General features: G+C 39.1%; 26 protein-coding genes and 1 pseudogene. 18 read left to right on the plus strand and 9 right to left on the minus strand.

The window, feature by feature from the left end:
• Position 1: 1 nt before the first annotated feature.
• A complete protein-coding gene (pabC, locus tag F886_RS16205; protein WP_005307493.1) occupies positions 2-814 on the minus strand; it encodes an aminodeoxychorismate lyase in 813 nt (270 codons plus the stop codon).
• Positions 815-1,077: 263 nt separating this feature from the next.
• On the opposite strand from pabC, the gene F886_RS16210 reads away from it, so the two are divergent.
• The 6 genes from F886_RS16210 to F886_RS16235 all read left to right on the plus strand — a co-directional run bounded on the left by F886_RS16210 (position 1,078) and on the right by F886_RS16235 (position 6,587).
• Positions 1,078-2,085, plus strand: a complete 1,008-nt coding sequence (locus tag F886_RS16210) for a sulfate ABC transporter substrate-binding protein (protein ID WP_005307495.1) — start codon at positions 1,078-1,080, stop codon at positions 2,083-2,085.
• A gap of 30 nt (positions 2,086-2,115) precedes the next feature.
• Positions 2,116-2,724, plus strand: coding sequence for an RBBP9/YdeN family alpha/beta hydrolase (locus F886_RS16215; protein WP_005307497.1), 609 nt, complete (start codon positions 2,116-2,118; stop codon positions 2,722-2,724).
• Between the two features lie 80 nt (positions 2,725-2,804).
• Entirely contained in the window at positions 2,805-3,638 is an 834-nt protein-coding gene (gene cysT / locus F886_RS16220; protein WP_005307499.1) for a sulfate ABC transporter permease subunit CysT, read from the plus strand.
• Positions 3,635-4,519: a sulfate ABC transporter permease subunit CysW gene (gene cysW / locus F886_RS16225; protein WP_005307502.1), complete on the plus strand. Its 885-nt coding sequence runs from the start codon at positions 3,635-3,637 to the stop codon at positions 4,517-4,519. Before cysT ends, cysW begins: the two co-directional genes overlap by 4 nt.
• 11 nt (positions 4,520-4,530) lie before the next feature.
• Complete coding sequence (locus tag F886_RS16230; RefSeq protein ID WP_005307505.1) at positions 4,531-5,592, plus strand: sulfate/molybdate ABC transporter ATP-binding protein; 1,062 nt, start codon at positions 4,531-4,533, stop codon at positions 5,590-5,592.
• A 71-nt stretch (positions 5,593-5,663) separates the two neighbouring features.
• Positions 5,664-6,587: a CysB family HTH-type transcriptional regulator gene (locus tag F886_RS16235; protein ID WP_004790709.1), complete on the plus strand. Its 924-nt coding sequence runs from the start codon at positions 5,664-5,666 to the stop codon at positions 6,585-6,587.
• 90 nt (positions 6,588-6,677) lie between these two features.
• Here F886_RS16235 and carO read toward each other — a convergent pair whose 3' ends face one another.
• Positions 6,678-7,418 carry an ornithine uptake porin CarO type 3 gene (gene carO / locus F886_RS16240; RefSeq protein WP_005307508.1) on the minus strand — a complete coding sequence of 247 codons (741 nt, stop codon included), beginning with the start codon at positions 7,416-7,418 and terminating at the stop codon, positions 6,678-6,680.
• 295 nt (positions 7,419-7,713) lie between these two features.
• Between carO and dapD the strand changes: the two genes are divergently transcribed.
• The 8 genes from dapD (at position 7,714) to F886_RS16280 (ending at position 12,793) form a co-directional block, all read left to right on the plus strand.
• A complete protein-coding gene (gene dapD, locus F886_RS16245; RefSeq protein ID WP_005307511.1) occupies positions 7,714-8,535 on the plus strand; it encodes a 2,3,4,5-tetrahydropyridine-2,6-dicarboxylate N-succinyltransferase in 822 nt (273 codons plus the stop codon).
• A 78-nt stretch (positions 8,536-8,613) separates the two neighbouring features.
• A complete protein-coding gene (queE, locus tag F886_RS16250; RefSeq protein WP_005307514.1) occupies positions 8,614-9,324 on the plus strand; it encodes a 7-carboxy-7-deazaguanine synthase QueE in 711 nt (236 codons plus the stop codon).
• A 40-nt stretch (positions 9,325-9,364) separates the two neighbouring features.
• A complete protein-coding gene (gene queC, locus F886_RS16255) occupies positions 9,365-10,033 on the plus strand; it encodes a 7-cyano-7-deazaguanine synthase QueC (protein ID WP_004790702.1) in 669 nt (222 codons plus the stop codon).
• Between the two features lie 16 nt (positions 10,034-10,049).
• Positions 10,050-10,466, plus strand: a complete 417-nt coding sequence (locus tag F886_RS16260; protein WP_003650267.1) for a hypothetical protein — start codon at positions 10,050-10,052, stop codon at positions 10,464-10,466.
• A gap of 99 nt (positions 10,467-10,565) precedes the next feature.
• Positions 10,566-11,252 carry a Dph6-related ATP pyrophosphatase gene (locus F886_RS16265; protein WP_005307517.1) on the plus strand — a complete coding sequence of 229 codons (687 nt, stop codon included), beginning with the start codon at positions 10,566-10,568 and terminating at the stop codon, positions 11,250-11,252.
• A gap of 19 nt (positions 11,253-11,271) precedes the next feature.
• Positions 11,272-11,733: a peroxiredoxin gene (locus F886_RS16270; protein WP_004790699.1), complete on the plus strand. Its 462-nt coding sequence runs from the start codon at positions 11,272-11,274 to the stop codon at positions 11,731-11,733.
• Between the two features lie 116 nt (positions 11,734-11,849).
• Positions 11,850-12,419, plus strand: a complete 570-nt coding sequence (locus F886_RS16275) for a CAP domain-containing protein (RefSeq protein WP_005307520.1) — start codon at positions 11,850-11,852, stop codon at positions 12,417-12,419.
• An 11-nt stretch (positions 12,420-12,430) separates the two neighbouring features.
• Positions 12,431-12,793 carry a glyoxalase superfamily protein gene (locus F886_RS16280; protein ID WP_004790695.1) on the plus strand — a complete coding sequence of 121 codons (363 nt, stop codon included), beginning with the start codon at positions 12,431-12,433 and terminating at the stop codon, positions 12,791-12,793.
• A gap of 4 nt (positions 12,794-12,797) precedes the next feature.
• Here F886_RS16280 and F886_RS16285 read toward each other — a convergent pair whose 3' ends face one another.
• From F886_RS16285 to F886_RS16290, 3 genes and pseudogenes are all read right to left on the minus strand, one after another.
• Positions 12,798-13,178, minus strand: a complete 381-nt coding sequence (locus tag F886_RS16285; RefSeq protein WP_005307523.1) for a nuclear transport factor 2 family protein — start codon at positions 13,176-13,178, stop codon at positions 12,798-12,800.
• Position 13,179: 1 nt separating this feature from the next.
• Positions 13,180-13,311: pseudogene (locus tag F886_RS20035) on the minus strand (tautomerase family protein); the annotation flags it as partial.
• Between the two features lie 5 nt (positions 13,312-13,316).
• Positions 13,317-13,883: a nicotinate-nicotinamide nucleotide adenylyltransferase gene (locus tag F886_RS16290; protein WP_081402296.1), complete on the minus strand. Its 567-nt coding sequence runs from the start codon at positions 13,881-13,883 to the stop codon at positions 13,317-13,319.
• Between the two features lie 109 nt (positions 13,884-13,992).
• Between F886_RS16290 and F886_RS16295 the strand changes: the two genes are divergently transcribed.
• The gene (locus tag F886_RS16295; RefSeq protein WP_005307529.1) at positions 13,993-14,793 is read left to right on the plus strand and encodes an enoyl-CoA hydratase-related protein; all 801 of its coding nucleotides are present in this window, start codon (positions 13,993-13,995) and stop codon (positions 14,791-14,793) included.
• Here F886_RS16295 and F886_RS16300 read toward each other — a convergent pair.
• The 4 genes from F886_RS16300 to purL form a co-directional block, all read right to left on the minus strand.
• On the minus strand, positions 14,786-15,106 hold the full coding sequence (locus F886_RS16300; RefSeq protein ID WP_005307532.1) for a YqfO family protein: 321 nt from the start codon (positions 15,104-15,106) through the stop codon (positions 14,786-14,788). The two genes, F886_RS16295 and F886_RS16300, sit on opposite strands and share 8 nt — an antisense overlap.
• Before the next feature lie 64 nt (positions 15,107-15,170).
• Positions 15,171-15,296 (minus strand): KGW motif small protein, encoded by a 126-nt coding sequence (locus F886_RS20655; protein WP_005307535.1) that lies wholly within the window; start codon positions 15,294-15,296, stop codon positions 15,171-15,173.
• A 201-nt stretch (positions 15,297-15,497) separates the two neighbouring features.
• Entirely contained in the window at positions 15,498-16,703 is a 1,206-nt protein-coding gene (locus F886_RS16305; protein WP_005307538.1) for a multidrug effflux MFS transporter, read from the minus strand.
• Between the two features lie 615 nt (positions 16,704-17,318).
• Positions 17,319-21,152: a phosphoribosylformylglycinamidine synthase gene (purL, locus tag F886_RS16315; protein ID WP_005307543.1), complete on the minus strand. Its 3,834-nt coding sequence runs from the start codon at positions 21,150-21,152 to the stop codon at positions 17,319-17,321.
• 309 nt (positions 21,153-21,461) lie between these two features.
• On the opposite strand from purL, the gene F886_RS16320 reads away from it, so the two are divergent.
• The 3 genes from F886_RS16320 (at position 21,462) to ruvB (ending at position 24,507) form a co-directional block, all read left to right on the plus strand.
• Entirely contained in the window at positions 21,462-22,802 is a 1,341-nt protein-coding gene (locus F886_RS16320) for a deoxyguanosinetriphosphate triphosphohydrolase (protein WP_004790671.1), read from the plus strand.
• 93 nt (positions 22,803-22,895) lie between these two features.
• On the plus strand, positions 22,896-23,495 hold the full coding sequence (gene ruvA / locus F886_RS16325; RefSeq protein ID WP_005307546.1) for a Holliday junction branch migration protein RuvA: 600 nt from the start codon (positions 22,896-22,898) through the stop codon (positions 23,493-23,495).
• 7 nt (positions 23,496-23,502) lie between these two features.
• Positions 23,503-24,507, plus strand: coding sequence for a Holliday junction branch migration DNA helicase RuvB (ruvB, locus tag F886_RS16330; RefSeq protein WP_004790665.1), 1,005 nt, complete (start codon positions 23,503-23,505; stop codon positions 24,505-24,507).
• Positions 24,508-24,635 lie beyond the last annotated feature (128 nt).

A 24,635-nucleotide genomic window follows, 5' to 3' on the forward strand; every position in this document is an offset into this window, starting at 1 on the left:
ATTAATGAATCTGATTTAAGTTAAGGATATGAAATAAATCTATGCATGCCTGTGTTTCTAGCGTTTTCTCACCTAAATGAGTGACCACTCGCATAGGGTTTAAAGCATTACAAAAGAATAGACTTTGTATTTCAGATACTTCATCTAACTCAATTACACGTACTTCACAGGCAATACCATGGTGCTGCATACGCGCCAGAATTTCTGCCCGCATTACACCGTGGACGCCATTATAACGAAGTTCCGGAGTAATCCATCTATCATTTAAGCGAATAAAACAATTACTACTAACCCCTTCAACAATATAACCTTGTACATCAGTAACTAATGCTTCAGCCCACCCTAGTTGATCTGCTTCTTTTTTTAGCAATACTTGTTCAAGACGGTTTAAAGATTTAAGCCCGACCAAGCTTGGCATGGTTAAACCTAAGGCCTGATTTAAAACACCACACTGCATAAAGTCTAGTTGAAATGGTTCTAAAGCTTTCGGATAAAACCAGATATAAATATCGGCGTCATGCTTTGGCAAACTATAGCCACGGTCGCCTATCCCACGACTAATCACAATTTTTAAAGTGCCGTTGAGTACAAGATTTTGCTTTTGTAATTGCTGTAAGCTCTGTTCGATGAGTTCAAAATCCGCAGTTAAAGACAGTTTTTGACATGCAAGTTTTAGTCGATTCCAATGCCTTTCTTTAAGTTCAATCTGATTTTGAAAAACACGAATTGTGGTAAAGCATCCATCTCCATAATGAAATGCTCGATCCAGTAAAGGAATGGTTTCAATAGGTTGCCCATTTTTAAAACACCACATGTTTAACCCATCCTATGTTTAAAACGACCCGACAATACAACACCTTTCATTTAAATATTAAATGACTGATTTTAAAAAATTATACCGATTTCGTATCTACTTTTGAAACTTGTTCTATATCAAGATTTAAGAATAACTTATCTATTTTTACTATTTCTATTTTTTTCATATTAAATTCGTTTTTTATTATTTTTTTAGAATAAAGACTAGCGCTATTCTGCGTTCATGTTTTGAACATTTCATATTTTTTGAGGACTTATCTCATGCGTTTTTCACAATTAAAAGTCGGGGTTATCGCTGCACTTCTGTCTGTTTCATCATTTGCAGCGCAAGAATTTTTAAACGTCTCTTACGATCCTACTCGTGAGTTATATACAGATTTCAATAAACAGTTCGGTACTTACTGGAAACAACGTACTGGTCAAGATATTGAGTTCAAACAATCACACGGCGGCTCTGGTAAACAGGCGCGTGCAGTGATTGATGGCTTAAATGCAGATGTAGTGACATTAGCACTTGCGGCAGATATCGATGAAATTGCGGAAAAAGCAAAATTACTTCCAGCTGACTGGCAGAAAAAGTTACCGCAGAACTCTACCCCATACACTTCAACAATTGTGTTTTTAGTGCGTAAAGGTAATCCAAAACAAATCAAAGACTGGGGTGATTTAATCAAACCAGGTGTAGAAATTATTACGCCAAACCCGAAAACTTCAGGTGGTGCTCGTTGGAATTATCTTGCAGCTTGGGCTTGGGCAAAACATCAACCAGGTGGTAACGATGCTAAAGCACAAGAGTATGTTCGCCAAATTTATAAACACACTAAAGTTCTAGATTCAGGTGCACGCGGTGCAACCACAACTTTTGCTGAACGTGGTATTGGTGATGTGTTACTCGCTTGGGAAAACGAAGCATATTTAGCTACTCGTGAACAGCCGGGCAAATTTGAAATTATTACCCCGTCTCTTTCGATTTTAGCTGAACCTCCAGTTGCTGTTGTTGAGAAAAATGCTGCGAAAAAAGGCAACTTAACGATTGCTAAGGGTTATCTCAACTACTTGTATTCGCCAGCCGGCCAAGAAATTGCAGCACGTAACTTCTACCGTCCACGCAACGCAGCCGTTCTTAAGAAATACAGCAACGTATTTAAGCCATTGAAGCTTGTAACCATCGATAAAGAGTTTGGTGGTTGGACGAAGGTACAAAAGAAACACTTCGACAATGGTGGTGTTTTCGATCAAATCGTGAAAATCAATAGTACAGAGAAGTAATTCTTTGTACTAAAGATAAGGAGAACAGACATGATTCATACTGTAATTGTTCCAGGTGTAGGTGGAAGTGAACATCAGCATTGGCAATCTTGGTTGCAGCGTAAACTCGTGTCTAGTTCTCGTGTTGAGCAAAAAAACTGGGATAGACCTGTACTAAGTGAATGGGTTGAGCAATTCGTTAAAACGGTTCAAGCAGCACCAGCTCCTGTACAAATTGTTGCTCATAGCTTTGGTTGCTTAACAAGTGTTGCTGCTTTAGCTGAGCATCCAGAGTTAAAAAACCGAGTTAAGAAACTTATTTTAGTCGCTCCGGCAAATCCAGCACGCTTTGGGGAAGCAGGGTTTGCTCGACATAGTTTGACCGACTACAAAGATTATTTTCATCAATTAAAAATTGATGTGCCTACAACACTACTCATTAGTGAAAATGATCCATGGCTTGGTTTTTTTGATGCATTACAACTTGCGAAATCATGGAAATTAAACCCGGTTAATCTTGGTGAAGTCGGCCATATTAATGTTGCTTCAGGTTTTGGCCCGTTTCCAGATTTGCTGAATTATTTGATTCCAGAAGATTCGATGTGTAGTCACTCATCTATCGACCCGGTAAAAACTCATTTCTCTTTGAAATTTGCTTAATACCCAGCTTTATATCGCACCGTTTATCTTTATTTATTCGCTTACTGGTTTCAGCAGGCTTTTCTCTTTGAGGAAATATCATGTCGCAGCGATCCCGAGTGCTGCCTGGGTTTGGTCTATCTTTGGGCTTCACCCTCGCCTACGTTTCTTTTATTGTGCTTATTCCATTAGCCGCAGTCTTTATCAAATCATTTGGAATTGGATGGGACGGATTATGGGAAATTTTAACCTCTGAGCGTATTTTAAAATCGCTTCAGCTCAGCTTTAGTTCAGCTTTAATCGCAGCCTTTATTAATGTTGTGTTTGGCTTACTTTTAGCTTGGTGCCTTGTCCGTTATAACTTTCCTGGGAAACGCTTGGTTGATGCATTAGTCGATTTACCTTTTGCTCTTCCAACTGCAGTTGCAGGTATTGCGCTTACCTCACTCTATGCACCCACTGGTTGGATCGGTCAGTATTTAGAACCACTCGGTATTCAAGTTGCATATACGCCAATCGGTATTACGTTGGCATTAATATTCATTGGTATTCCATTCATTGTAAGAACAGTTCAACCTGTACTCAGTGATATCGAAACTGAACTTGAAGAAGCAGCTTCGGCACTCGGCGCAAATCGCTGGCAGACAATTACTAAGATTATTTTACCGATATTACTACCAGCTCTATTCACAGGCTTTGCTTTAGCATTTGCTCGCGGTGTCGGTGAATATGGTTCAGTTATTTTTATTGCAGGTAACCAGCCGTTTAAAACAGAAATTGCTCCGCTCATGATCATTTCACGCCTTGAAGAATATGATTATGCAGGTGCAACAACAATTGCTGCGGTCATGTTAGTTCTCTCTTTCATCATCTTATTTGCCATTAATTTACTTCAAGCATGGGCAAACCGTCGTACAGGGAGAAATATCACATGAACCTACATACTGACAGCAATGCACTTGCGCTTAAATTGCAATCACGAGATGCAACACGCGAACCAACTTGGGTACGTTATACCTTAATTACAATTGCGCTGATTTTTTTCCTCAGTTGCCTCATGTTGCCACTCATTCTAGTTTTTGTAGAAGCATTTAAACAAGGACTTGAAGTCTATGTTCAGGCTTTGATTGATCCAGATACGTTATCAGCAGTGAAATTAACTTTATTAACCGCAGCAATTGCAGTGCCGATTAACGTGATATTTGGTGTTGCCGCAGCATGGGCTGTCTCTAAGTTCCAATTTAGAGGTAAGGCCGTTTTAACAACCATCATTGATATGCCTTTTTCGGTTTCACCTGTTATTGCAGGTTTAATGATTGTACTTATTTTTGGTGCTCAAGGTTGGTTTGGCGGCTGGTTAATGGACCATGACATTAAGATCTTGTATGCAGTACCTGGAATTGTTTTAGCAACCATCTTTATTACAGTACCTTTTGTAGCGCGTGAGTTAATTCCACTCATGGAGGCTCAAGGAACAGAGGAAGAAGAAGCAGCGATTGTATTGGGTGCTTCAGGCTGGCAAACCTTTTGGAAAGTGACATTACCTAACATTAAATGGGGTTTGATTTACGGCGTGATTCTGTGTAATGCCCGTGCAATGGGTGAGTTTGGTGCAGTATCGGTAGTTTCTGGCCATATTCGTGGTGAAACCAATACCCTGCCACTTCATGTCGAAATTTTATATAACGAGTACACCTTTAGCGCAGCATTTGCCGTGTCCTCATTGCTTGCTTTTTTAGCCCTATTAACGCTGGTATTGAAAACGTGGTTAGAACTACATCAAGACAAACCAGAACCACATTCAACTGATTCGTAAGGAATGAAATCATGAGTATTCAAGTTAAAAATATTGAAAAACACTTTGGTGCATTCCATGCGCTTAAAAATATTTCTCTAGATTTTCCGGAAGGTGAACTGGTTGCCCTACTCGGCCCATCTGGTTGCGGTAAAACAACCCTCCTTCGGATTATTGCAGGATTAGAATCAGCTGATGGTGGTCAAGTGCTACTTGAAGGTGAAGACGCGACCAATGTACACGTGCGTGAGCGTCAGGTTGGCTTTGTATTTCAGCACTATGCTTTATTCCGTCACATGACAGTATTTGACAATATTGCTTTTGGTTTACGTGTTCGTCCTCGTGCAACCCGTCCTTCGGAAGCTGAAATTAAAAAACGTGTTACTCGTTTACTTGATCTAGTTCAACTTGGATTTTTAGCAGATCGCTACCCTGCTCAGCTTTCTGGTGGACAACGTCAGCGTATTGCTTTAGCCCGTGCTTTGGCAGTAGAGCCACGAGTCTTACTGCTTGATGAACCATTTGGTGCTTTAGATGCTAAAGTCCGTAAGGAGTTACGTCGCTGGTTACGTAACTTGCATGATGAATTGCATATTACGTCAATCTTTGTAACCCACGATCAGGAAGAAGCACTCGAGGTTGCAGACCAAATTATTGTAATGAATAAGGGGAATGTCGAGCAGATCGGCTCACCTCGTGAAGTTTATGAAAAACCAGCAACGCCATTTGTATTTGATTTCTTGGGTCAAGCAAATCGTTTTGAAGGTGAACATGCCGGCGGTATTATTCGTATTGGCAATGACCGTATTGAATTACCAACGGCAGTTGAGGCACCTCAAGGAAAAGTGATTGCTTTTGCCCGTCCAGATGAGTTACATATTCACTCGCAACCGCAAGCGAATACGATTGAAGCGACTTTTGTACGTGAAATCTGGATTGCCGGAAAAGTTGTGGCGGAATTACAAGACCGTAATGGACGTTTAATTGAAATTGCTCTGAGCAGTGAAGCTGCAAAATTACATGCATTTAAACCAAATCAAACTGTTTGGGTGAGTGCATCTCAATTGCACTTATTTGCAGATCAAGTTGCTTAAGAAATATATTTGGTGAGGAAATATCTTGCGGAACTAAAGCAATTCCTCACCTCTTTTGAGGAAAAGTGTGAATGAACTTTCAACAATTAAGAATTATCCGAGAAACTGTACGCCAAAACTTTAACTTAACCGAAGCATCGGCTGCACTCTACACGTCTCAATCGGGTGTAAGTAAACATATTAAAGATCTAGAAGATGAGCTAGGTGTACAGCTTTTTATACGAAAAGGTAAACGTCTTCTAGGTTTAACAGAACCAGGACAATCTCTTCTTGGCATCGTTGAACGCATGTTGGTTGATGCTGAAAATATTAAACGCCTTGCAGAAGATTTTAATAAAGTTGATGAAGGCACATTAACGATCGCAACAACCCATACTCAAGCACGTTATGTGCTACCTCCAATCGTAAACCAATTTAAGAAGTTATTTCCTAAAGTTCATTTGATTTTACAACAAGCCAGCCCTGTTGAAATTTCAGAAATGCTCTTACAAGGTGAAGCGGATATTGGAATTGCTACAGAGTCTTTAACAACAGAAGAAAATCTGGCTAGTATTCCTTACTACCAATGGCAACACAGCATTATCACACCGCAAAATCATCCTTTAGTAAAGGCAGACAAGATTACGCTTGAACTTTTAGCGGACTACCCACTCATTACTTATCATGGCGGTTTTACAGGTCGCTCTAAAATTGACAAAGCTTTTGAAGAAGCTCACCTTGATGCAGATATCGTAATGTCTGCTCTTGATGCAGACGTTATTAAGACTTATGTCGAATTGGGCATGGGAGTCGGAATTGTCAATGACGTGGCCTATGACACAGAACGTGATCATCGCTTAAAACAAACTAAAACTGATATTTTTGGTGTCAATACGACATGGATTGCAGTTCGTAAAGGTCATCTACTACGCGGTTATGGTTACGAGTTTATTTCCTTATGCTCACCTGATGCAGATATTAAAGCACTTAAGAAAATTGCTTACCCAGATGAATAAAGATTCAAAAATAAATAAAAGAGCTTTTTAGCTCTTTTATTTTATTAGATGCAAAAAAAACGAGCCGTAGCTCGTTTTTTCTTTTAGATCTTACCAGTAGAAGTTCACACCAACTTTACCAACTGGTAACCATTGGTATTTATCGTCATTCGCGATTTTACGAGCTTCCGCATTTACTGCTTCTTCAAGTGATTGATCACCAGTAGTAGTCGCTGAACCTGTTGAAACAAGTTTAACTGTTGGGTTACCAGTGTAGTAAGCACCTACTTCACCAAATACGCCCCAGTTTTTATTAATTTTAGGTGCAAAACCAAAACCTAAATATGGAGCAATGTCATTTTTATAAGACATTTTACCATTAATTTTCACTCCGCCTTCATTAGCAAGGAAGTCTTGATTATTGACACGGAATGAACGAGTCGCATCAACATTACGAGATAAATCGTAATCATTATCAAGATATGCTGCACCAGCCGCTACATATAGACCTTGAGCCCAACGGTTAGTACTTGCACCCCATGGACGAATCTCGGCATTTAAATAGACATTGTTGTTGTCCATATCTAGATCATAAGTTGAGCCGTTGACTTTTACATCATCAGACCAAGAAATGTCACCACCGTTATAACCGAGTGCCAAACCTACATATGGGTTTGCTTGCCACAATAAAGCACCACCGTAACCAGTTGTACCTACCTCAGCACGCGCCCCCACAGGAATTAATTGGTTTTTGTCAAATGCGTAGCTGTCATGAACAACTGCCTCATCTGCCATTACAGCACCAGCAGCGAATAAAGCTGTTGTTGTTACTAAAACACGTAATGCTTTCATAGTTTTCTCCTCAAAAAGGCTCTGTTTTTAATTTATTCATCTTGTGACTGAAATCATAATAAAGAGAGCTTAGAGTCTTTTTTATACAAAAAGTGGTAGATTTCTGTTATTTTTTGATACAAATTGAGTTAAATTTTTATTTTCAAATCATTTTTGTGTAAAAAACACTTGATTATCTAATAAGCTTATTTTCATTTACCTCATTTATATCCTCGATTAAACGTAACACGTTTTTTCAAAGATTCTTGTCACAAATTAGTGTAAAATCTTTAAAATTTTTTATGGAAGGAAGATCATGTCTCAGCTTTCTACGATCATTGAGCAAGCATTTGAAGACCGCGCAAACTTTACTGCAGCAGATTGCTCAAGCGAAATCCGCCAAGCTGTTGAAGAAGCAATTGCTGGTTTAGATAACGGTACACTTCGAGTTGCTGAAAAGATCAATGGTGAATGGGTTGTTCACCAATGGTTAAAAAAAGCTGTTTTATTATCATTTAAATTAAATGACAATAAACCAATCGAGTCATGTGATCTTCGTTTCTACGACAAAGTTGAAACTAAATTCTCTGGTTGGACTGAAGAACAATTTAAAGCAGCAGGTGTTCGTGTTGTTCCTCCTGCTGTAGCACGTCGTGGTAGCTTCCAAGCTAAAAACGTAGTGTTAATGCCTTCTTATGTAAACATTGGTGCTTATGTAGATGAAGGCACAATGGTTGATACATGGGCAACTGTAGGTTCATGTGCTCAAATCGGTAAAAATGTTCACTTGTCTGGTGGTGTAGGTATCGGTGGTGTTTTAGAACCATTACAAGCTAACCCAACCATTATTGAAGACAACTGCTTTATCGGTGCGCGTTCAGAAATCGTTGAAGGCGTTATCGTTGAAGAAGGCTCAGTTATTTCAATGGGCGTTTTCATTGGTCAATCAACTAAAATTTATGACCGTGCAACTGGCGAAGTCCATTATGGTCGCGTTCCAGCAGGTTCAGTTGTTGTAGCAGGTAGCCTGCCGTCAGCTGATGGTAAATACAGCTTATATGCTGCAATTATTGTGAAAAAAGTTGATGCGCAAACACGTGCAAAAACAAGTTTGAACGATTTGTTACGCGCTGACTAATTTCAGTTTGATCAAACATCTCTACGGTCAACACTGATCGTAGAGATTTTATTTTTTATATAGTGTGGTATTTCTAGAATGGCTTCCTTACGTTCCTCTGCAATTCCTGTCTCAGACCCTGCGTCCGGTTTACGCATTACCGAGATTTTTTACTCGTTGCAGGGTGAAGCAAACGCCTCTGGCCTACCGACTGTATTTATCCGTCTAACGGGCTGTCCATTACGTTGTAGTTATTGTGATACCACTTATTCTTTTGAAGGCGGTGAACGTTTTTCACTTGAACATATCATTGAAACAGCTACCCAATATCAAACTCCTTATATTTGTGTAACTGGTGGTGAACCACTTGCACAGCCAAACTGTTTAATTTTATTACAACGTCTATGTGAAGCTGGCTTTGATGTTTCTTTAGAAACCAGTGGCGCGCTCGATGTCTCAAAAGTAGATTCGCGTGTTTCTAAAGTTCTTGATTTAAAAACTCCAACTTCTGGTGAGGAACATCGTAATCTCATCAGCAATCTTGATCATTTGACTGCGCACGATCAAATTAAATTCGTCATTTGTAATCGCGAAGATTATGAATGGTCAAAGCAGCAAGTTGAAAAATATCAACTGCATAAAAAAGTCAGTACCGTTTGGTTCTCCCCTGCCTTTGCAGTTGAAAAAGGTGCTGTTGGCCTGCCACGTCTAGCACGTGATCTGGCACAGTGGATACTTGATGATAAACTCCTCGTTCGCTTCCAACTTCAGTTACATAAACTGCTTTGGAACGATGAATCAGGCCGTTAATCACTCAACAAAATAAATCATTCCGAATATGGAGAAAAATATGCGCCCTCGTGCCATTGTTTTGCTTTCAGGCGGCTTAGACTCAACCACTTGCCTAGCTTGGGCACAAGCACGCTATGAATGTATTGCTATTAGTTTTATGTATGGCCAACGCTCAACGACTGAACTAGATGCAGCAAAAGCATTAGCTCAACGGGCAGGCGTTGAACATCGTGTAATTAATATCGATTTGGCTAATTTAGGTGGATCTGCACTTACAGACCACAACATTGCCGTACCAGAACAGTTACAAGAAGGTATTCCTGTAACTTATGTACCAGCGCGTAACACTATTTTCCTCTCTTATGCTCTAGCCGCAGCTGAAGTATTTAATGCTGAAGCGATTGTTATTGGTATCAATGCTGTTGATTATTCAGGATATCCTGATTGTCGTCCTGAATTTATTGATGCTTTTGCGAATATGGCACGCTTAGCAACTAAAGCTGGCGTAGAAGGAAAACCACTTAAGTTTGAAACACCACTGTTACATTTATCCAAAGCGAATATTATACGTTTAGGGATTGAACATGGCGTAGACTATAGTCAAACGGTATCTTGCTACCAAGCAGATGCTCAAGGACGTGCGTGTGGCAAATGTGACAGTTGCCGTTTGCGTAAAGAAGGCTTTATCGAGGCTGGTGTTGCCGACCCAACACGCTATATACCGTAATAAGTAGGTAAAATTTATGAAGTTGTTAAAATCAAATCTTATTCTTTCATCTTTGTTTTCAACAGTTGCTCTTATGGCTGGTGCAGCACATGCTGCCGAAAACCCAGTTCAAGCAGCATATAAAAGTACCAACGTTAAAGGTGCATTAGTTAACGTTTGTAAAGATCAAACAGCTAAAGGCGGCAAACTAAGTTCATCTGAAGTTAGCAAATTCTGTAGCTGCCAAGTTGAAGCACAAGGTAAAGTGACTGAAGCACAAAAATGGGAAATCCAAAGTGCAATCAATGCGAAGAAAAGCCCAAGCTCTCTAGGATTTGTACAACAACAAAACCGTGATCTTAAAGCATGTTTCGGTCCTCAGTTAACAACTAAACTTGAAAAATTAACTGAAGATGCAATGAAAGCTGCTCAACAACAAGCTCCTAAAAAATAAGCTTTTGTTATTCCAAATTAAGCCTGCATTTATGCAGGCTTTTTTGTAGCTCTGTTAAAATGACCTTATCGAACTTGAACAATTCATCTGAAATAAACCATGCAAGAACAATGGAAAACCAACGCAATAAATAAGACCTCTATTGTCTCATTCAGTGGTGGCAAAGACAGCTCCCTTGCACTCTACCATGCAATGCAAACTGGTACAGTTAATGGACTCATTGTCATGCTAGAAGAGCAAGGTCAGCGCTCTCGTTCGCATGCTATGCCACTTGATATTATTCAAGCTCAAGCTGAAGCAATTGGCCTACCCGTATTTATGGCTTCTTCAAGCTGGAATGACTATGAAGCTAAATTTATTGAATTACTCATTCAGGCAAAACAACAAGGTGCCGAGGTACTTGTTACAGGTGATCTAGATATGCCTGAACATGGCTGTTGGCATGATCGAATAACTCAACAGGTGGGACTTAAATTAGGAATGCCTCTTTGGCTTCGCCCACATCGTGAAGTTGTTGAAGAATTTATTAATCTTGGTTTCCGTAGTGTTCTTGTGACAGTGAACTTAAAACTAGGAATGACAATTGAAGATTTAGGAAAAACTTTAAACTTAGAATATATAAAAGAACTTGAAAACCGCGGTATTGATCCATGTGGTGAAGGTGGTGAATTTCATACGACTGTGATTGATGGCCCAATTTTTAACAAACCAATTCCTGTAAGAAAGCTCGATATTGTTTATCATGAAGAATATGCTTTTTTACCACTTGAATTAGATCAAATTTAGCTTTTTTGAAGGATGAGAAATGACTGACAATATCCAATTACCAAATCAGGTATTCCCAACAACACAAGGTGAAGTGAACTTGACTGAGGTCGAAAATGAATGGTTAATCATTTACTTCTACCCTAAAGATTCAACTCCAGGATGTACAACACAAGCAGTTGGTTTTTCTTGTTTAAAAGATCAGTTTGATGCTTTAGGTGCCAGTATTTTTGGTGTTTCGCGCGACTCAGTAAAAGCCCACCAAAATTTTACAGAAAAGCAGGCACTGACTATTGATCTGATTAGTGATAAAGAAGAAGTACTGTGTAAGCACTTCGATGTGATTAAAGAAAAAAATATGTATGGCAAAAAAGTAATGGGTATTGAACGCTCTACTTTCATTTTCCATAACAAAACTTTAGTTAAAAGCTACCGTAAAGTTAAAGCTGCTGGGCATGCGGAACAAGTTCTAGAAGACTTAAAAGCCCTTCAAACAGCTTAATAAAATTAACTAACAAAAAGCGAGTTTCACACTCGCTTTTTGTTTGCAAAGCATTACCCAATACTTTGACTTTGGCGTATCATAAAATATTAGAATAATTATTTTAAGGCAATGATATGAGTCTACTCAAAACCTGCTCTTTGCTGCCTATTACTCTTTTTATCGGTGCATGTAGTGCAAATACATTAGCAATACCCACTGACACGCCCACATCAATTGCTCAAATTCAAAACAATTCCAATGAAATAAGCTGCCAAGATTTACAAAACCCAGCCTACCAACAAGCTGTACTTAACACAATTAATCAGATCCGACAGCAATCACGTCAATGTGGTCAGCAGTATTTCCCAGCAACCAGACCTTTGAACTGGAGTAATAATTTATATAAAGGTGCACTTTCTCATAGTGAAGATATGGCTGCACACAACTTTCTCGGGCATGTTGGCTCAACGGGTCTGGACTTAAAATCACGTTTGAAAATTTACAATACCCTTGGTAAAGCCAATGGTGAAAATGTCGCTAGTGGCCAAAAAACTTTAGGGCAAGTTATGTCTAAATGGCTAACAAGTCCCTTGCATTGTAGTAATCTAATGAATCCGAAATTCACAACTTACGCAATCGCGTGTGCTTCTGATCAGTCTGTGAAGCAAAAGAGTTATTGGACTCAACAATTTGGTACGCGTTAAAAGGAAAAATGATGCAATCTGGTTCAATCACTCCAATTTTAAGAATTTTTGATGTTGATTTAGCTCAATCATTTTATCTTGAGTTCTTAGGTTTTCAACTTGATTGGCAACATCAATTTGAAGATAACTTTCCGTTATATTTACAAATTTCTAAAGATGATTGCGTTATTCATTTATCCGAGCATTTTGGTGATGCAAGTCCACATAGTGCAATCCGTATTTATTGGGAACATATTTATGAGCTGCACAGTGAACTAAGCAAAAAAGATTATAAATTTTCTAAGCCTCAGGTTGAAAAAACAGATTGGGAAACACTTGAACTCAGCATCACCGATCCTTTTTCCAACCGAATTATCTTTTGGGCAGATGCTTAATCATTCAGTCCGCTAAAATTTGATAATGGAATACTTTCGATATAATCCTCCATTTATCATCTTCAAACACAAATGTAAGTGCATCATAAAAATATTTAGGGTGGATAACGCATTCAACATGTACTAGCGCCAACCGTTCATTAATCAAATTGATTGAACTGATTTTATCCTGTCGTGTTTGTCGCATTGAAGCTGGAGAAATCCGACTCGCAACAATCGGAAAATATTCAGCCATGTTAATTCGTAGTACGGGCTGCTCGGTTACATTGATATATATAGCATCAGGATGAAAAACATTATTTAGAAGTTGCACATCACAAAAATACAAACCATCAAAATATTGCTCTAGTTGTTTCTGAATCTCAGTAATAGGATTATTTTGCATTTTAAGTACTCAAACTTTGTCTTTTTCGTATCGAAGAAATAGTTTCACCTGCAACACCCCAGTTATCAGTTTCAACTTCATCAATGACTACAAATGTAGTGGCAGGATCTTTATCAAGCAGACGAACCACAAGCTGAATTAATTTAGATTGGTTTTATCATCGATAAGATATTTGCGCTGGAGTTCAGCATAAACTTCAGTATTTTTAAATTCATCTAAAAATCGAATGGTTCCTACAGGGAAAAATTCCGTTTGGATTTCACCACGGTAATAAGCTTCACGCATTGGTGTTGCCGAAATTGAATCTTTTAAGCTATCAAGCTCAACCATAATCCATTCAGGAAACAGTCTCAAATAATAGGAAGACTCGTCTTTAAAATGTCCAATCAAACCAACTTTTGAGTTCGGTTCAATTACGCTATTCACTAAAGATTTGACTTGTTTTACCCACTTTTCGTCATTATAAACATCTACCACATGTACAAAACGGATACGTTTTTGTTCTTCTAGAGAAAAATTTGACAAGATCATTTGCTCACGCTCTATTGCTAAGAACGGATTTTTAATATTACGTTCCATTTGAGCAGAGCCTAGCGCCAAAACCACATAATGGCTTTGCTGTAAGGCAATTTCAATTGTCTGCATATGAGCCAAATGAAATGGTTGAAAACGCCCTATAAAAACGAGATAGTCAAATTTATACATAATTAGATTTTCACTTTTTATGAACTCATCAGTAACGCTCATTACAAAAAATATGCGCCATAATGAGAACCTAAAAATTAACAACGTGGTTTAAAGCAAGGATAGTACGATGACACTTAGCTGTATTCAACAACCTCATCAACATTTAAACGCAAATTTAGAAGGTGGCGTACTCACCTTAGCCATAAATCGCCCAGATGCAAAAAATGCACTCTATGGCGAACTTTATTTATGGATTGCCAAAGCATTGAATGAAGCCGACCTTAATAAAGATGTTCGAGTAGTTATTCTACGTGGTGTCGAGCAAGATTTTACCGCTGGCAATGACATGAAAGATTTTATGGGTTTTGTACAAAATCCAAACATGGGGCCAGCTGGAGAAGTTCCACCATTCGTTCTACTTAAAGCGGCTGCCAAATTATCAAAACCACTTCTTATTGCAGTAAAAGGTGTGGCAATTGGAATTGGCGTTACGATTTTATTACACGCAGATTTAGTTTTTGCTGACAACACGTCCCTATTCCAGATTCCATTTGTAAGTCTTGGCCTTTCTCCAGAAGGTGGTGCAAGTCAGTTACTCATTCAACAAGCGGGTTATCACAAAGCAGCTGAGCTTCTACTTACTGCAAAAAAATTCAATGCTGAAACTGCTGTACAAGCAGGCTTAGTTAATGAAGTAGTTGAAGATTCTTACGCATCTGCTCAGGCAACAGCTCAGCATTTAGCAGCTTTGCCTCTTGCATCATTAAAGCAGACAAAAGCGCTTATGAAGCATAATTTAGAGCAAATTATTGAATGTATTGATCATGAAGCCGAAATCTTTATGCAACGCGTTCACTCACCTGAAATGCTAGAAGCAGTACAAGCATTTATGCAAAAACGTAAACCAGATTTCTCTCAGTTTAATTAAAATCAACTTCTATGATTTGAATAAACTCAAAGGCAGGCTCTTCATAAGGATGGCTTGCCTTTAATGCTTTCGCTACGGTCTTGGCATTTTCTTCAATTACGATTGTTTCTACACGCCACTCATCAACTTGTTCGAGTTCACCTAGCTCTCCGATATAAGGATCGGCGCCTTTAACTGGCTTAAACTGCCCTATTCCTTTCACTTGCCATGCGCAGTGTTCATAATTACCGATACCACCTGCACCAGCAGAGAAAATGGCTTGTTTAGTCGACTCAAGATGTGACTCAGGTACGTAATAAATCAGCTTTAACATGGGCAAAATGACTCAAAACTAGCGAACTTGAAATCATACCGTTAAAAAAGCCTCAGAATAAAAGTCAGCTCATCATTACCAAATAATTTGCTCCAATAAAGAGTATTTGAATCGCAAGCGCTAAGCCAAATAAACGCCAGCCCATATCTTTTTTATAAAACGTTTTTATGTGATTTTCATTTTTCATCATTTTGATCTCCGATTTTTTATCGTTGTTACAGAGAAAGCAAAAATTGAACCAACCTCAAATAAAGCATAAGGGGTTAAATAGTAAGCTGTCTATACTCTTATACATTTTTTTTAAAATGCTTCAAGAGCTTCAACAATCCATATGCAGCTATTAGTTTGAAGAAATTTGAAAATTCAGTGATTTATCGTCATCCCTATAATTTTAAGCATCCGATTTCTTTAAATATCTATTCTCATATATTGTCATAGCGAAAGCCAAACCACACAAAATGACAAAACCACAAGTCATTGGAATTAATGTACCGTTATATAATTGCCCAATAATAGAGGCAAGAATAAGTGACAAGATAGAGGAAGCTGCACCAATAATAGCCGATGCCATTCCAGCGACATGCCCCATTGGTTCCATCGCAATCGCGTTTAAATTACCAAATAGAGTTCCGAATAATAAAAATAAAATGCAGGCATAAAGCATAAACATCCAGAATGATACAGCCACGCCTAAAAGCTGAATTCCCAAGAAAATTAAAGAAATTAAGCACAAGCCTAAAAAGCCATAAATACAGATTGGACGCATACCAAACTTCATAACAATTTTAGAGTTTGTAAATGAGGCGATTCCCATCACACCAGCAAGTACAGCAAAATAAGCACTAAATTCTTGTCCTGTTTTACCAAACTGTTGCATAAAAATTTGTTGAGAAGTTCCCAAATAACCAATGAAACCACCAAAGCAAAAGCCTGCACATAGCAAATAACTCATGGTAGTTTTATTACTTACAACTTCTTTAAAGCCCTCTTGAAATGCTTGCAACCGCATAGGTAAACGATTTTCAGGAAGTAATGTTTCTTCTAATCGTAAAGCAACCCATGCTCCAATCACTGTGGCATAGACCATATATAAAACAAAGATCTCACGCCAACCAAAGAAATGAATAATGAGTTGCCCTAAACTCGGTGCAACTGCTGGAGCCACCATAAATACCATCATGATTAAAGACATGATGCGAGCCATTTGAGCTCCGCTGTATTTATCTCTAACAATTGAAATCGTAGCAACATAAGGCCCTGAAACACCAATACCTTGAATAAAGCGCCCAACTAAAAACCACTCAAAACTTTGTGTTGTAAAGCACAATAAACTTCCCAGAAAATAAATAATAATTCCTGTGAATAAAATGCGTTTACGCCCAATCGCATCGGATAGAGGCCCCGCAATGAGCTGCCCAATGGTCATGCCAGAAAAGATACCAATGATGACCCATTGCGACTGATTATTATTTTTTAATTCAAAAACACGTCCAATCTCACCTAAAGCAGGTAAAACTGCATCTATCGAAAAAGAAACAATCGACATGAGCAATGCCATGAGCAATGCAAATTCACGGAAATGGATTTTTGATTTCATTTTTCTTCCAATTGCAGGGCAACATAAATTAAAGCAAAAAAGTTACATAGATCATTATGTATCATTTTTCATTTTTTTAGATAAGTACTTATCCAAGTAGTTTCGAGAAACAAACGATCGAGCTGACATTTCATCTGTCTGATGGCTATAGGGTTCTGGCATACGCATTTATAACAGCATTAAGTATAAAAAATAGTAGGCTAATATAAAAATAATTTAAGTTTAAAAAGTTATTTCTTTGTCTTTTATATACATAGACTGGGAACAATACAAACCACTCCCATGCAGGACAAAAGGCCTGCTTTTTCTTCAAAAACTGCCTATCTCGTATAAAAATAAAGATCTGTAAGAGAATCAATACCAGATTAAAAATATAAATCACTTCAAAGCCGAATTCTATCTTCACCAATACAAGGCTTCCAATAAAATTGATTAGTGGTAAGGAAATTAACAACTTGAAACTTAGGTTATTTAATTTCTCTAATTCTTTAAGATTATTCATTTTCATCTATTTCCTATCTACTTTTTCTTTTAATGAGTACTATGATTTTAGTCATATATGCAGATAAAGAAAATGCCACTCGAGAGTGGCATTTTCAACAATTTATATTTTAATTAACCAATAAACTTACGAGCATTACGGAACATACGTAACCATGCACCATCTTCAGTCCATTCTTCTGGACTCCAAGAGTGTTGAATTGCACGGAAAGTACGCTCAGGGTGCGGCATCATAATCGTTGCACGACCATCTTTAGAAGTAACACCAGTAATCGCTTCAGGTGAGCCGTTCGGGTTCAATGGATAATGTTGAGTCGGGTTACCGTGACTATCAACATAACGCAATGCAACTTGGTTAGCTGCGTTCAAGCTTGCAATGTTAGCTTCACTTGCAACAGTACGACCTTCACCATGTGCAACAGCAATCGGTAAGATTGAACCTTCCATACCATCAAGCAATACAGAAACAGATTTTTCAACACGAACGTTTACGCTACGAGCTTCAAAAACTTCTGACATATTGCGGTGGAAACGTGGCCAGTGCTCAGCACCCGGGATAAGCGGTGCCAATTGTGACAACATTTGGCAACCATTACAGATACCTAAACTGAATGTTTCTTCACGATGGAAGAACTGTTCAAACTGATCACGTAATTTAGCATTGAACAATACTGATTTTGCCCAACCACCACCTGCGCCCATTACGTCGCCGTAAGAGAAACCACCACAAGTCACTAAACCTTCGAAATCACTTAGGCTTACACGACCAGCAAGTAAATCGCTCATGTGTACATCAATCGTATTAAAGCCAACTTTGTCAAAAGCTGCTGCCATTTCAATATGACCATTTACACCTTGCTCACGCAAGATTGCCATATTAGGACGACGTGTATTAATGAACGGCGCTTCAATAGGTTCATTCAAGTCGAATGTTGGTTTAGCAATCAAACCTTGATGCGTATTGTCAGTAATTAATGAAAATTCCTGATCAGCAGTTTCTATGTTATCACGTAAACGTTGGATCTGATGAGATACCTCAGACCAAGCTTGTTGTAATTCAGCACGATCTAAAGTTAAACCATTTACAGATAATTGATCTGAATTATTTACACGACCAACTACAGCAATTGCATCTTTTAAGCTAGAAGCTGCGATTTCTGCTTGTAAAGCTTCCCAATCAGTTGCTTTAATTTGAAGTACTGCACCAATTTCTTCTGCAAATAAGCCCGCAGTAGTCTGGTTTTCTAACGCAACACCTAAACGTGCAGCAAACATCATTTCAGCTACAGAAGCTAATAAACCACCATCACCGATGTCATGGTAAGCTTGAATCAAACCACGATTGTTCCAGTCTTGGATTAAAGCGAAGAACGCTTTGAAATCATCAAAACTATCAACATCTGGAGTGATTGAACCGATTGCTTTATATACTTGAGCAAGAATCGAACCACCTAAACGGAACTGACCTTTAGACAAATCAATACGTACAAGTACTGAATCTTCTAAATTTTTAAGTTCAGGTGTTAAGGTCTTACGAACATCAGTTACTGGAGCAAATGCAGTAATTACACCCGTCATTGGAGAAGTTACAGCTTTATCTTCGCCGTTGTCATTCCAAGTCGTACGCATTGAAAGTGAGTCTTTACCTACAGGAATCGCAATTCCTAAAGCAGGACACATTTCCATACCAATTGCTTTCACGCCTTCAAACAATGCTTGATCTTCACCTTTTTGACCAGCAGCAGCCATCCAGTTTGCAGAAAGTTTGATATCACTAATTTGTTCAATGTTTGCACATGCAATATTGGTAATTGCTTCCGCAACTGCCAAACGAGCAGATGCGGCTGGGTTTAACAATGCAACTGGTGGACGTTCACCCATTGCCATTGCTTCACCAGTGAAACCTTGCAAACTTGTTGTTGTTACTGCGGCATCTGCAACAGGAACCTGCCAACGACCAACCATTTGATCACGTGCAACCATACCTGTAATTGAACGGTCACCAATGGTGATCAAGAATGACTTAGACGCAACTGTAGGGTTTTTCAATACGCGGAAAATCGCATCTTTCAAATCAACTTTTGAAGCGTCAAAATCATCGCCACTACGTTCAATAGTTTCATAAGAACGCTGCATGCGTGGCGTACCACCAAGCATCACCTGCATTGGCATATCAACAGCATCATTTTGGAATAATGGATCTTCAACTGTTAAGTGACGCGCTTCAGTTGCTTCACCCAACACAGCAAACGGACAACGCTCACGTGCACAGATTGCTTCGAACTGCTCTAAAGATTCTGGACGAATAGCAAGAACATAACGCTCTTGTGCTTCATTTGACCAGATTTCCATTGGACTCATGCCCGGCTCTAATGAAGGAATCTTACGAAGGTTAAGAACTGCACCTAACTCATGATCATTCACAAGTTCAGGCATAGCATTTGATAAACCACCCGCGCCAACGTCATGTACAGAAACGATTGGGTTGAAGTCTTCTAAACGCCAGCAAGTATCGATTACTTCTTGACAACGGCGCTCCATTTCTGGGTTTTCACGTTGTACAGAAGCGAAATCAAGGCTTTCACCCATTGTACCGCTATCTACAGAAGATGCTGCACCGCCACCAAGACCGATTAACATTGCAGGGCCACCCAATACAATGAGTAAATCACCTGGTTGAATCGCATCTTTTTCTACATGGTCAGGACGGATATTACCGTAACCACCAGCAATCATGATTGGCTTGTGGAAGCCTTTCACTTCACCATTTACATTCTGTTCGAAAGTACGGAAATAACCATTTAACGCAGGACGACCGAATTCATTGTTGAATGCCGCGCCGCCTAATGGACCTTCAATCATGATTTGTAATGGCGAAGCCATACGTGAAGGTTTACCGTAGTTTTCTTCCCAAGGTTGTTCAAAACCAGGAATGTTTAAGTTCGAAACTGTGAAACCTGTTAAACCAGCTTTTGGTTTACCACCACGACCTGTTGCACCTTCATCACGGATTTCACCGCCTGAACCAGTTGCAGCACCAGCAAATGGAGAAATTGCTGTTGGGTGGTTATGAGTTTCAACCTTCATTAAAATATGAGCAGCTTGGCTCTTATATTTATAAACAAAGTGACCATTTTCATCCGCTTTCGGATAAAAACGCATCGTGTCATAGCCCACAATTACTGAAGCATTATCTTTATATGCAGATAACACATCTGTTGGAGATTCTTTATAAGTGTTTTTAATCATCTGGAACAATGACAATGGTTGTTTTTCGCCATCAATTGTCCATTCTGATCCAAAGATTTTATGACGACAGTGCTCAGAGTTTGCCTGTGCAAACATCATCAACTCGATGTCATTTGGATTACGACCAAGCTTACCGAATGCTTCAGTTAAGTAATCAATTTCTTGTTCAGATAACGCAAAACCAAACTCATTGTTAGCTTTAACCAAAGCTTCTTTGCCTTGACCCAAGATATCAATTGAATTTAATGGTTTTGGAGCAGTTTCTGAAAATAATGCTTTTGCATCATCAATTTGAGCAAAAACTGTTTCTGTCATACGGTCATGAAGTACTTGTTTAACTTCATTCGTAATTTCAGTAACACCTTTTAGCGTGAATAAAAGACCACGTTCTAAACGGTGTACTGGTGTATTACAGTTTTTGAAAATATCAGTTGCTTTAGAAGACCAAGGTGAAATAGTACCCACACGTGGTGTAACTAAAATCTGAATCTCATCACTTGCAGATTGACGAAGTTCAAAAGACTCACCGTCATTCAATAATTGCAAAGCAGATTGATGTTGCTGCTCGTTGAGCGCTTGATCAAACAAATAGACCCATTGGCTGTCAAAAGATTGAACAGAACTAATTGACGATAAACGTGTTAATAGTTGAGCTTTCTTAAAAGAAGAATGTGCTGCTGCACCGGCCACGATAAACATGTTGATTTTGGCTCCACGGGCAGGTCTTGTGAACCTTACCGCAATGTGACTTTAGAGAGAGCGCATATTCTACTGCTTCTTGCTAAAATCAGCTAGATGTAGAATCAGTATTCTGTAACCTAATTCTGCAAGAAGTGAGTAGTTTTTTGTTCAAAATCATTTTTTTAGGCATTCTAGCTAAAAATAAATTGTTTCATGTTTATTCAATAACATAATAAAACCTGAACTAAGACAAACTATGTCGCACCAAGCTAGTGCTTTTAACTTTTTTTTGGCATGATCAGGTTTTACAGTTTTGAATAATGATAAATGGAACAAATGCGTTGGTTAGAGCTGCTTTCTGCAGTTCGTTTAGGTAGTAAAAAAAGCAGTACAGAACTGGCTCGTAGCCCATTCCATAAAGATTATGACCGTATTATATTTTCTCAAAGTTTTCGTCAGCTAAACCGTAAGACGCAAGTTCACCCACTCGCACAGCATGATGGCATTCATACCCGTTTAACTCACTCACTTGAAGTTTCCTGTATTGGCCGCTCAATGGGTATGCTTGCCGCAGAAAAAATAAAAAATGAATTACCCGTCTGGATTTCTCCTGCTGATGTCGGCGCAATTATTCAAGCAGCCTGTCTTGCCCACGACATTGGCAACCCACCTTTCGGACATGCAGGTGAATACGCGATTCGCGAATGGTTTGACGATGCTTCACATGATGATTTTTTGAAGAAATTAAGTCCCGAAGAAGAAGCCGATGTTCGCCAGTTTGAGGGTAATGCTCAAGGATTACGTTTATTAAGTCGCATTGACTATCATCCAAATGATGGAGGTATGCGCTTAACCTATGCAACTTTAGGGGCTTATTTAAAGTATCCATGGCTTTCAAAAACTATTGCGTCACAAGGTGATCGCCCTTCTCATCAACGAGCAAAGTTTGGTTGTTATCAATCTGAAAAAGAAATTTTAAAACAGATTGCCGAACAGCTCGGCCTTATTCAGTTAGGTGAATATCATTATTGCCGTCACCCACTGACTTATTTGTTAGAAGCTGCAGATGACATTTGCTATGCCTTAATTGACTTAGAAGATGGCATTATCTTAAATATGCTGAGTTACCAAGAAGTTGAGCCAATTTTCTTAAACCTTATTGCCGACTATGGTCAGCCTGAAGAATTGTCACATCCAAATAGTACTTGGCAACAAAAGATTTCGGCATTACGTGGTCGTGTTATGAAACGGCTTGTAGATGAAGTCACTACAGCCTTTGCTAAACATCATTATGAAATCATTACAGGTCAGCTTAAAGGTAACCTTTTACAATATTGCTCACCTGATATTGCAATTGGTATCGAAACAGCCAAAAATCTGGCACGTGATAAGATTTTTGAGCATCCACAAAAGTCTGGCTTAGAAATTATTGCGCATCAAAGTTTGCAAACAATTTTGGATGCATTTGTACCGCTGACCACACCACATAAATCTTTAAGCTTTAAAGAACAACGTTTAATGTCTATCCTTAATCTGTATGGTGCTAACTTTAGCAATAATCATTACAGCAATATTATGCAAGTACTCGATATTATCAGTAAGTTTTCAGATCATCAGGCTTATAGCTTGGCTCAAGAGCTACAAGGTAATAAAATTGGCTTGTTTTAAGCTGGCTTAATATAGAAAGAAATAAAACCAGTATCGTTTTTAATTAGTGTTAAAACGACCAGATTTACAGTTATGAATAAGTGAAACTAATCTATGATCGGATGTTTAATTGGCGAAGTGTTTGCCCTAGAAGCCCCTACTGTCTTACTGAATGTAAATGGTGTGGGTTATGAAATTGATACGCCACTTTCAACATTTTGCCAATTACAAAAAGGCCAAAAAGTTACGTTATGGACCCATTTAGTTGTTCGTGAAGATGCTCAACAACTCTACGGTTTTAGCGATGCTCAAGAGAAAACAATTTTCCGCACCTTATTAAAAGTAAATGGTGTCGGTCCGAAAATGGCTTTAGGTATTCTATCGACACTAAGCGTTGAGCTATTGGTTCACACAATTGAGCATGACGACATTAACACGTTAGTAAAAGTTCCGGGTGTTGGCAAAAAAACAGCTGAACGTTTAATGATTGAGCTTCGTGACCGTTTCAAAACATTAGCCCAAGGTACTTCTACTTCAGCTAGCCTGCCTCAAATTCAGTTTGCTGCAAACTCGCCTGTGGCAGAAGCAGAAGCCGCTTTGCAATCTTTAGGTTATAAGCCACTTGAAGCGCAAAAAGCTGTTGCTGCGGTTAAAGCCGATTACACAGAATCAGCCGATATTATTCGTGCTGCTCTTAAATCAATGATGAAGTAAAACAATTATGCAAGACCGTCTAATCAGTGGAGCGGAAAAGCCTGAAGATCATTTTGATCGGGCTATTCGACCAACTTCTCTTGCCGACTACATCGGACAGCCTGTAGTACGCGAGCAAATGGAAATTTTCATTGGCGCAGCTCGCGGTCGTGGTGAAGCACTCGACCACACGCTGATTTTTGGTCCACCGGGCTTAGGTAAAACCACCCTTGCCAACATTATTGCGCGTGAAATGGGCGGTAATCTTAAATCTACTTCAGGGCCAGTTTTAGAGCGTGCGGGCGACTTAGCTGCAATGCTGACCAACCTTGAAGAAGGCGACGTCTTGTTCATTGATGAAATTCACCGCCTTTCTCCAGTGATTGAAGAAATTCTTTATCCAGCGATGGAAGACTACCAATTAGATATTATGATTGGTGAAGGGCCTGCTGCTCGTTCAATTAAACTCGATTTACCCCCGTTTACACTGGTCGCGGCTACAACACGTGCAGGTTTGCTCACCTCACCTCTACGTGACCGTTTCGGTATTGTGCAACGTCTTGAGTTTTACTCTGTAGAAGACCTCACTCATATTGTGTCACGCTCTGCAAACTTGATGAATGTACCCATTACTGTTGAGGGCGCAGAAGAAGTTGCACGCCGTGCACGTGGTACACCACGTATTGCCAATCGTTTATTACGACGTGTTCGTGACTATGCCCAAGTAAAAGGCACAGGCGAAGTGACCCATGAAATGGCACAGCGTGCGCTTGATATGCTCAATGTTGATAAAGCTGGCTTAGACACCCTAGATCGCCGTTATTTGAGCATGCTGCTAGAGCGTTTTGATGGCGGCCCTGCTGGAGTCGAAGCGCTTGCAGCAGCAATGGCTGAAGATAGCGGCACACTTGAAGATGTGATTGAACCGTATTTAATTCAACAAGGTTATGTGATGCGTACCGCGCGAGGTCGCATTGCAACGAACCAATCTTATTTACAGTTTGGAATGACACCACCTGAGCCTAAAAACTAATCAAAGGAAGAGAATTTTCTCTTCCTTTTTTAAGTCCTCTATTCTTACAACTCAAATAAAAATTGTTTTATTAATAATTTAGCCACTCGATACCTTTTAAGTCTTTCTTTATACCTTATTGATTTTTT

Origin of the sequence: Acinetobacter sp. NIPH 542 (assembly GCF_000369825.1) — a bacterium.
Taxonomy (GTDB): Bacteria; Pseudomonadota; Gammaproteobacteria; order Pseudomonadales; family Moraxellaceae; genus Acinetobacter; species Acinetobacter oleivorans.

Excerpts from the sequence above, each read along its gene's own strand:
- pabC (WP_005307493.1), bottom strand. The coding sequence starts at position 814 with ATGTGGTGTTTTAAAAATGGGCAACCTATTGAAACCATTCCTTTACTG.
- F886_RS16210 (WP_005307495.1), top strand. The coding sequence starts at position 1,078 with ATGCGTTTTTCACAATTAAAAGTCGGGGTTATCGCTGCACTTCTGTCT.
- F886_RS16215 (WP_005307497.1), top strand. The coding sequence starts at position 2,116 with ATGATTCATACTGTAATTGTTCCAGGTGTAGGTGGAAGTGAACATCAG.
- cysT (WP_005307499.1), top strand. The coding sequence starts at position 2,805 with ATGTCGCAGCGATCCCGAGTGCTGCCTGGGTTTGGTCTATCTTTGGGC.
- cysW (WP_005307502.1), top strand. The coding sequence starts at position 3,635 with ATGAACCTACATACTGACAGCAATGCACTTGCGCTTAAATTGCAATCA.
- F886_RS16230 (WP_005307505.1), top strand. The coding sequence starts at position 4,531 with ATGAGTATTCAAGTTAAAAATATTGAAAAACACTTTGGTGCATTCCAT.
- F886_RS16235 (WP_004790709.1), top strand. The coding sequence starts at position 5,664 with ATGAACTTTCAACAATTAAGAATTATCCGAGAAACTGTACGCCAAAAC.
- carO (WP_005307508.1), bottom strand. The coding sequence starts at position 7,418 with ATGAAAGCATTACGTGTTTTAGTAACAACAACAGCTTTATTCGCTGCT.
- dapD (WP_005307511.1), top strand. The coding sequence starts at position 7,714 with ATGTCTCAGCTTTCTACGATCATTGAGCAAGCATTTGAAGACCGCGCA.
- queE (WP_005307514.1), top strand. The coding sequence starts at position 8,614 with ATGGCTTCCTTACGTTCCTCTGCAATTCCTGTCTCAGACCCTGCGTCC.
- queC (WP_004790702.1), top strand. The coding sequence starts at position 9,365 with ATGCGCCCTCGTGCCATTGTTTTGCTTTCAGGCGGCTTAGACTCAACC.
- F886_RS16260 (WP_003650267.1), top strand. The coding sequence starts at position 10,050 with ATGAAGTTGTTAAAATCAAATCTTATTCTTTCATCTTTGTTTTCAACA.
- F886_RS16265 (WP_005307517.1), top strand. The coding sequence starts at position 10,566 with ATGCAAGAACAATGGAAAACCAACGCAATAAATAAGACCTCTATTGTC.
- F886_RS16270 (WP_004790699.1), top strand. The coding sequence starts at position 11,272 with ATGACTGACAATATCCAATTACCAAATCAGGTATTCCCAACAACACAA.
- F886_RS16275 (WP_005307520.1), top strand. The coding sequence starts at position 11,850 with ATGAGTCTACTCAAAACCTGCTCTTTGCTGCCTATTACTCTTTTTATC.
- F886_RS16280 (WP_004790695.1), top strand. The coding sequence starts at position 12,431 with ATGCAATCTGGTTCAATCACTCCAATTTTAAGAATTTTTGATGTTGAT.
- F886_RS16285 (WP_005307523.1), bottom strand. The coding sequence starts at position 13,178 with ATGCAAAATAATCCTATTACTGAGATTCAGAAACAACTAGAGCAATAT.
- F886_RS16290 (WP_081402296.1), bottom strand. The coding sequence starts at position 13,883 with ATGTATAAATTTGACTATCTCGTTTTTATAGGGCGTTTTCAACCATTT.
- F886_RS16295 (WP_005307529.1), top strand. The coding sequence starts at position 13,993 with ATGACACTTAGCTGTATTCAACAACCTCATCAACATTTAAACGCAAAT.
- F886_RS16300 (WP_005307532.1), bottom strand. The coding sequence starts at position 15,106 with ATGTTAAAGCTGATTTATTACGTACCTGAGTCACATCTTGAGTCGACT.
- F886_RS20655 (WP_005307535.1), bottom strand. The coding sequence starts at position 15,296 with ATGATGAAAAATGAAAATCACATAAAAACGTTTTATAAAAAAGATATG.
- F886_RS16305 (WP_005307538.1), bottom strand. The coding sequence starts at position 16,703 with ATGAAATCAAAAATCCATTTCCGTGAATTTGCATTGCTCATGGCATTG.
- purL (WP_005307543.1), bottom strand. The coding sequence starts at position 21,152 with ATGTTTATCGTGGCCGGTGCAGCAGCACATTCTTCTTTTAAGAAAGCT.
- F886_RS16320 (WP_004790671.1), top strand. The coding sequence starts at position 21,462 with ATGGAACAAATGCGTTGGTTAGAGCTGCTTTCTGCAGTTCGTTTAGGT.
- ruvA (WP_005307546.1), top strand. The coding sequence starts at position 22,896 with ATGATCGGATGTTTAATTGGCGAAGTGTTTGCCCTAGAAGCCCCTACT.
- ruvB (WP_004790665.1), top strand. The coding sequence starts at position 23,503 with ATGCAAGACCGTCTAATCAGTGGAGCGGAAAAGCCTGAAGATCATTTT.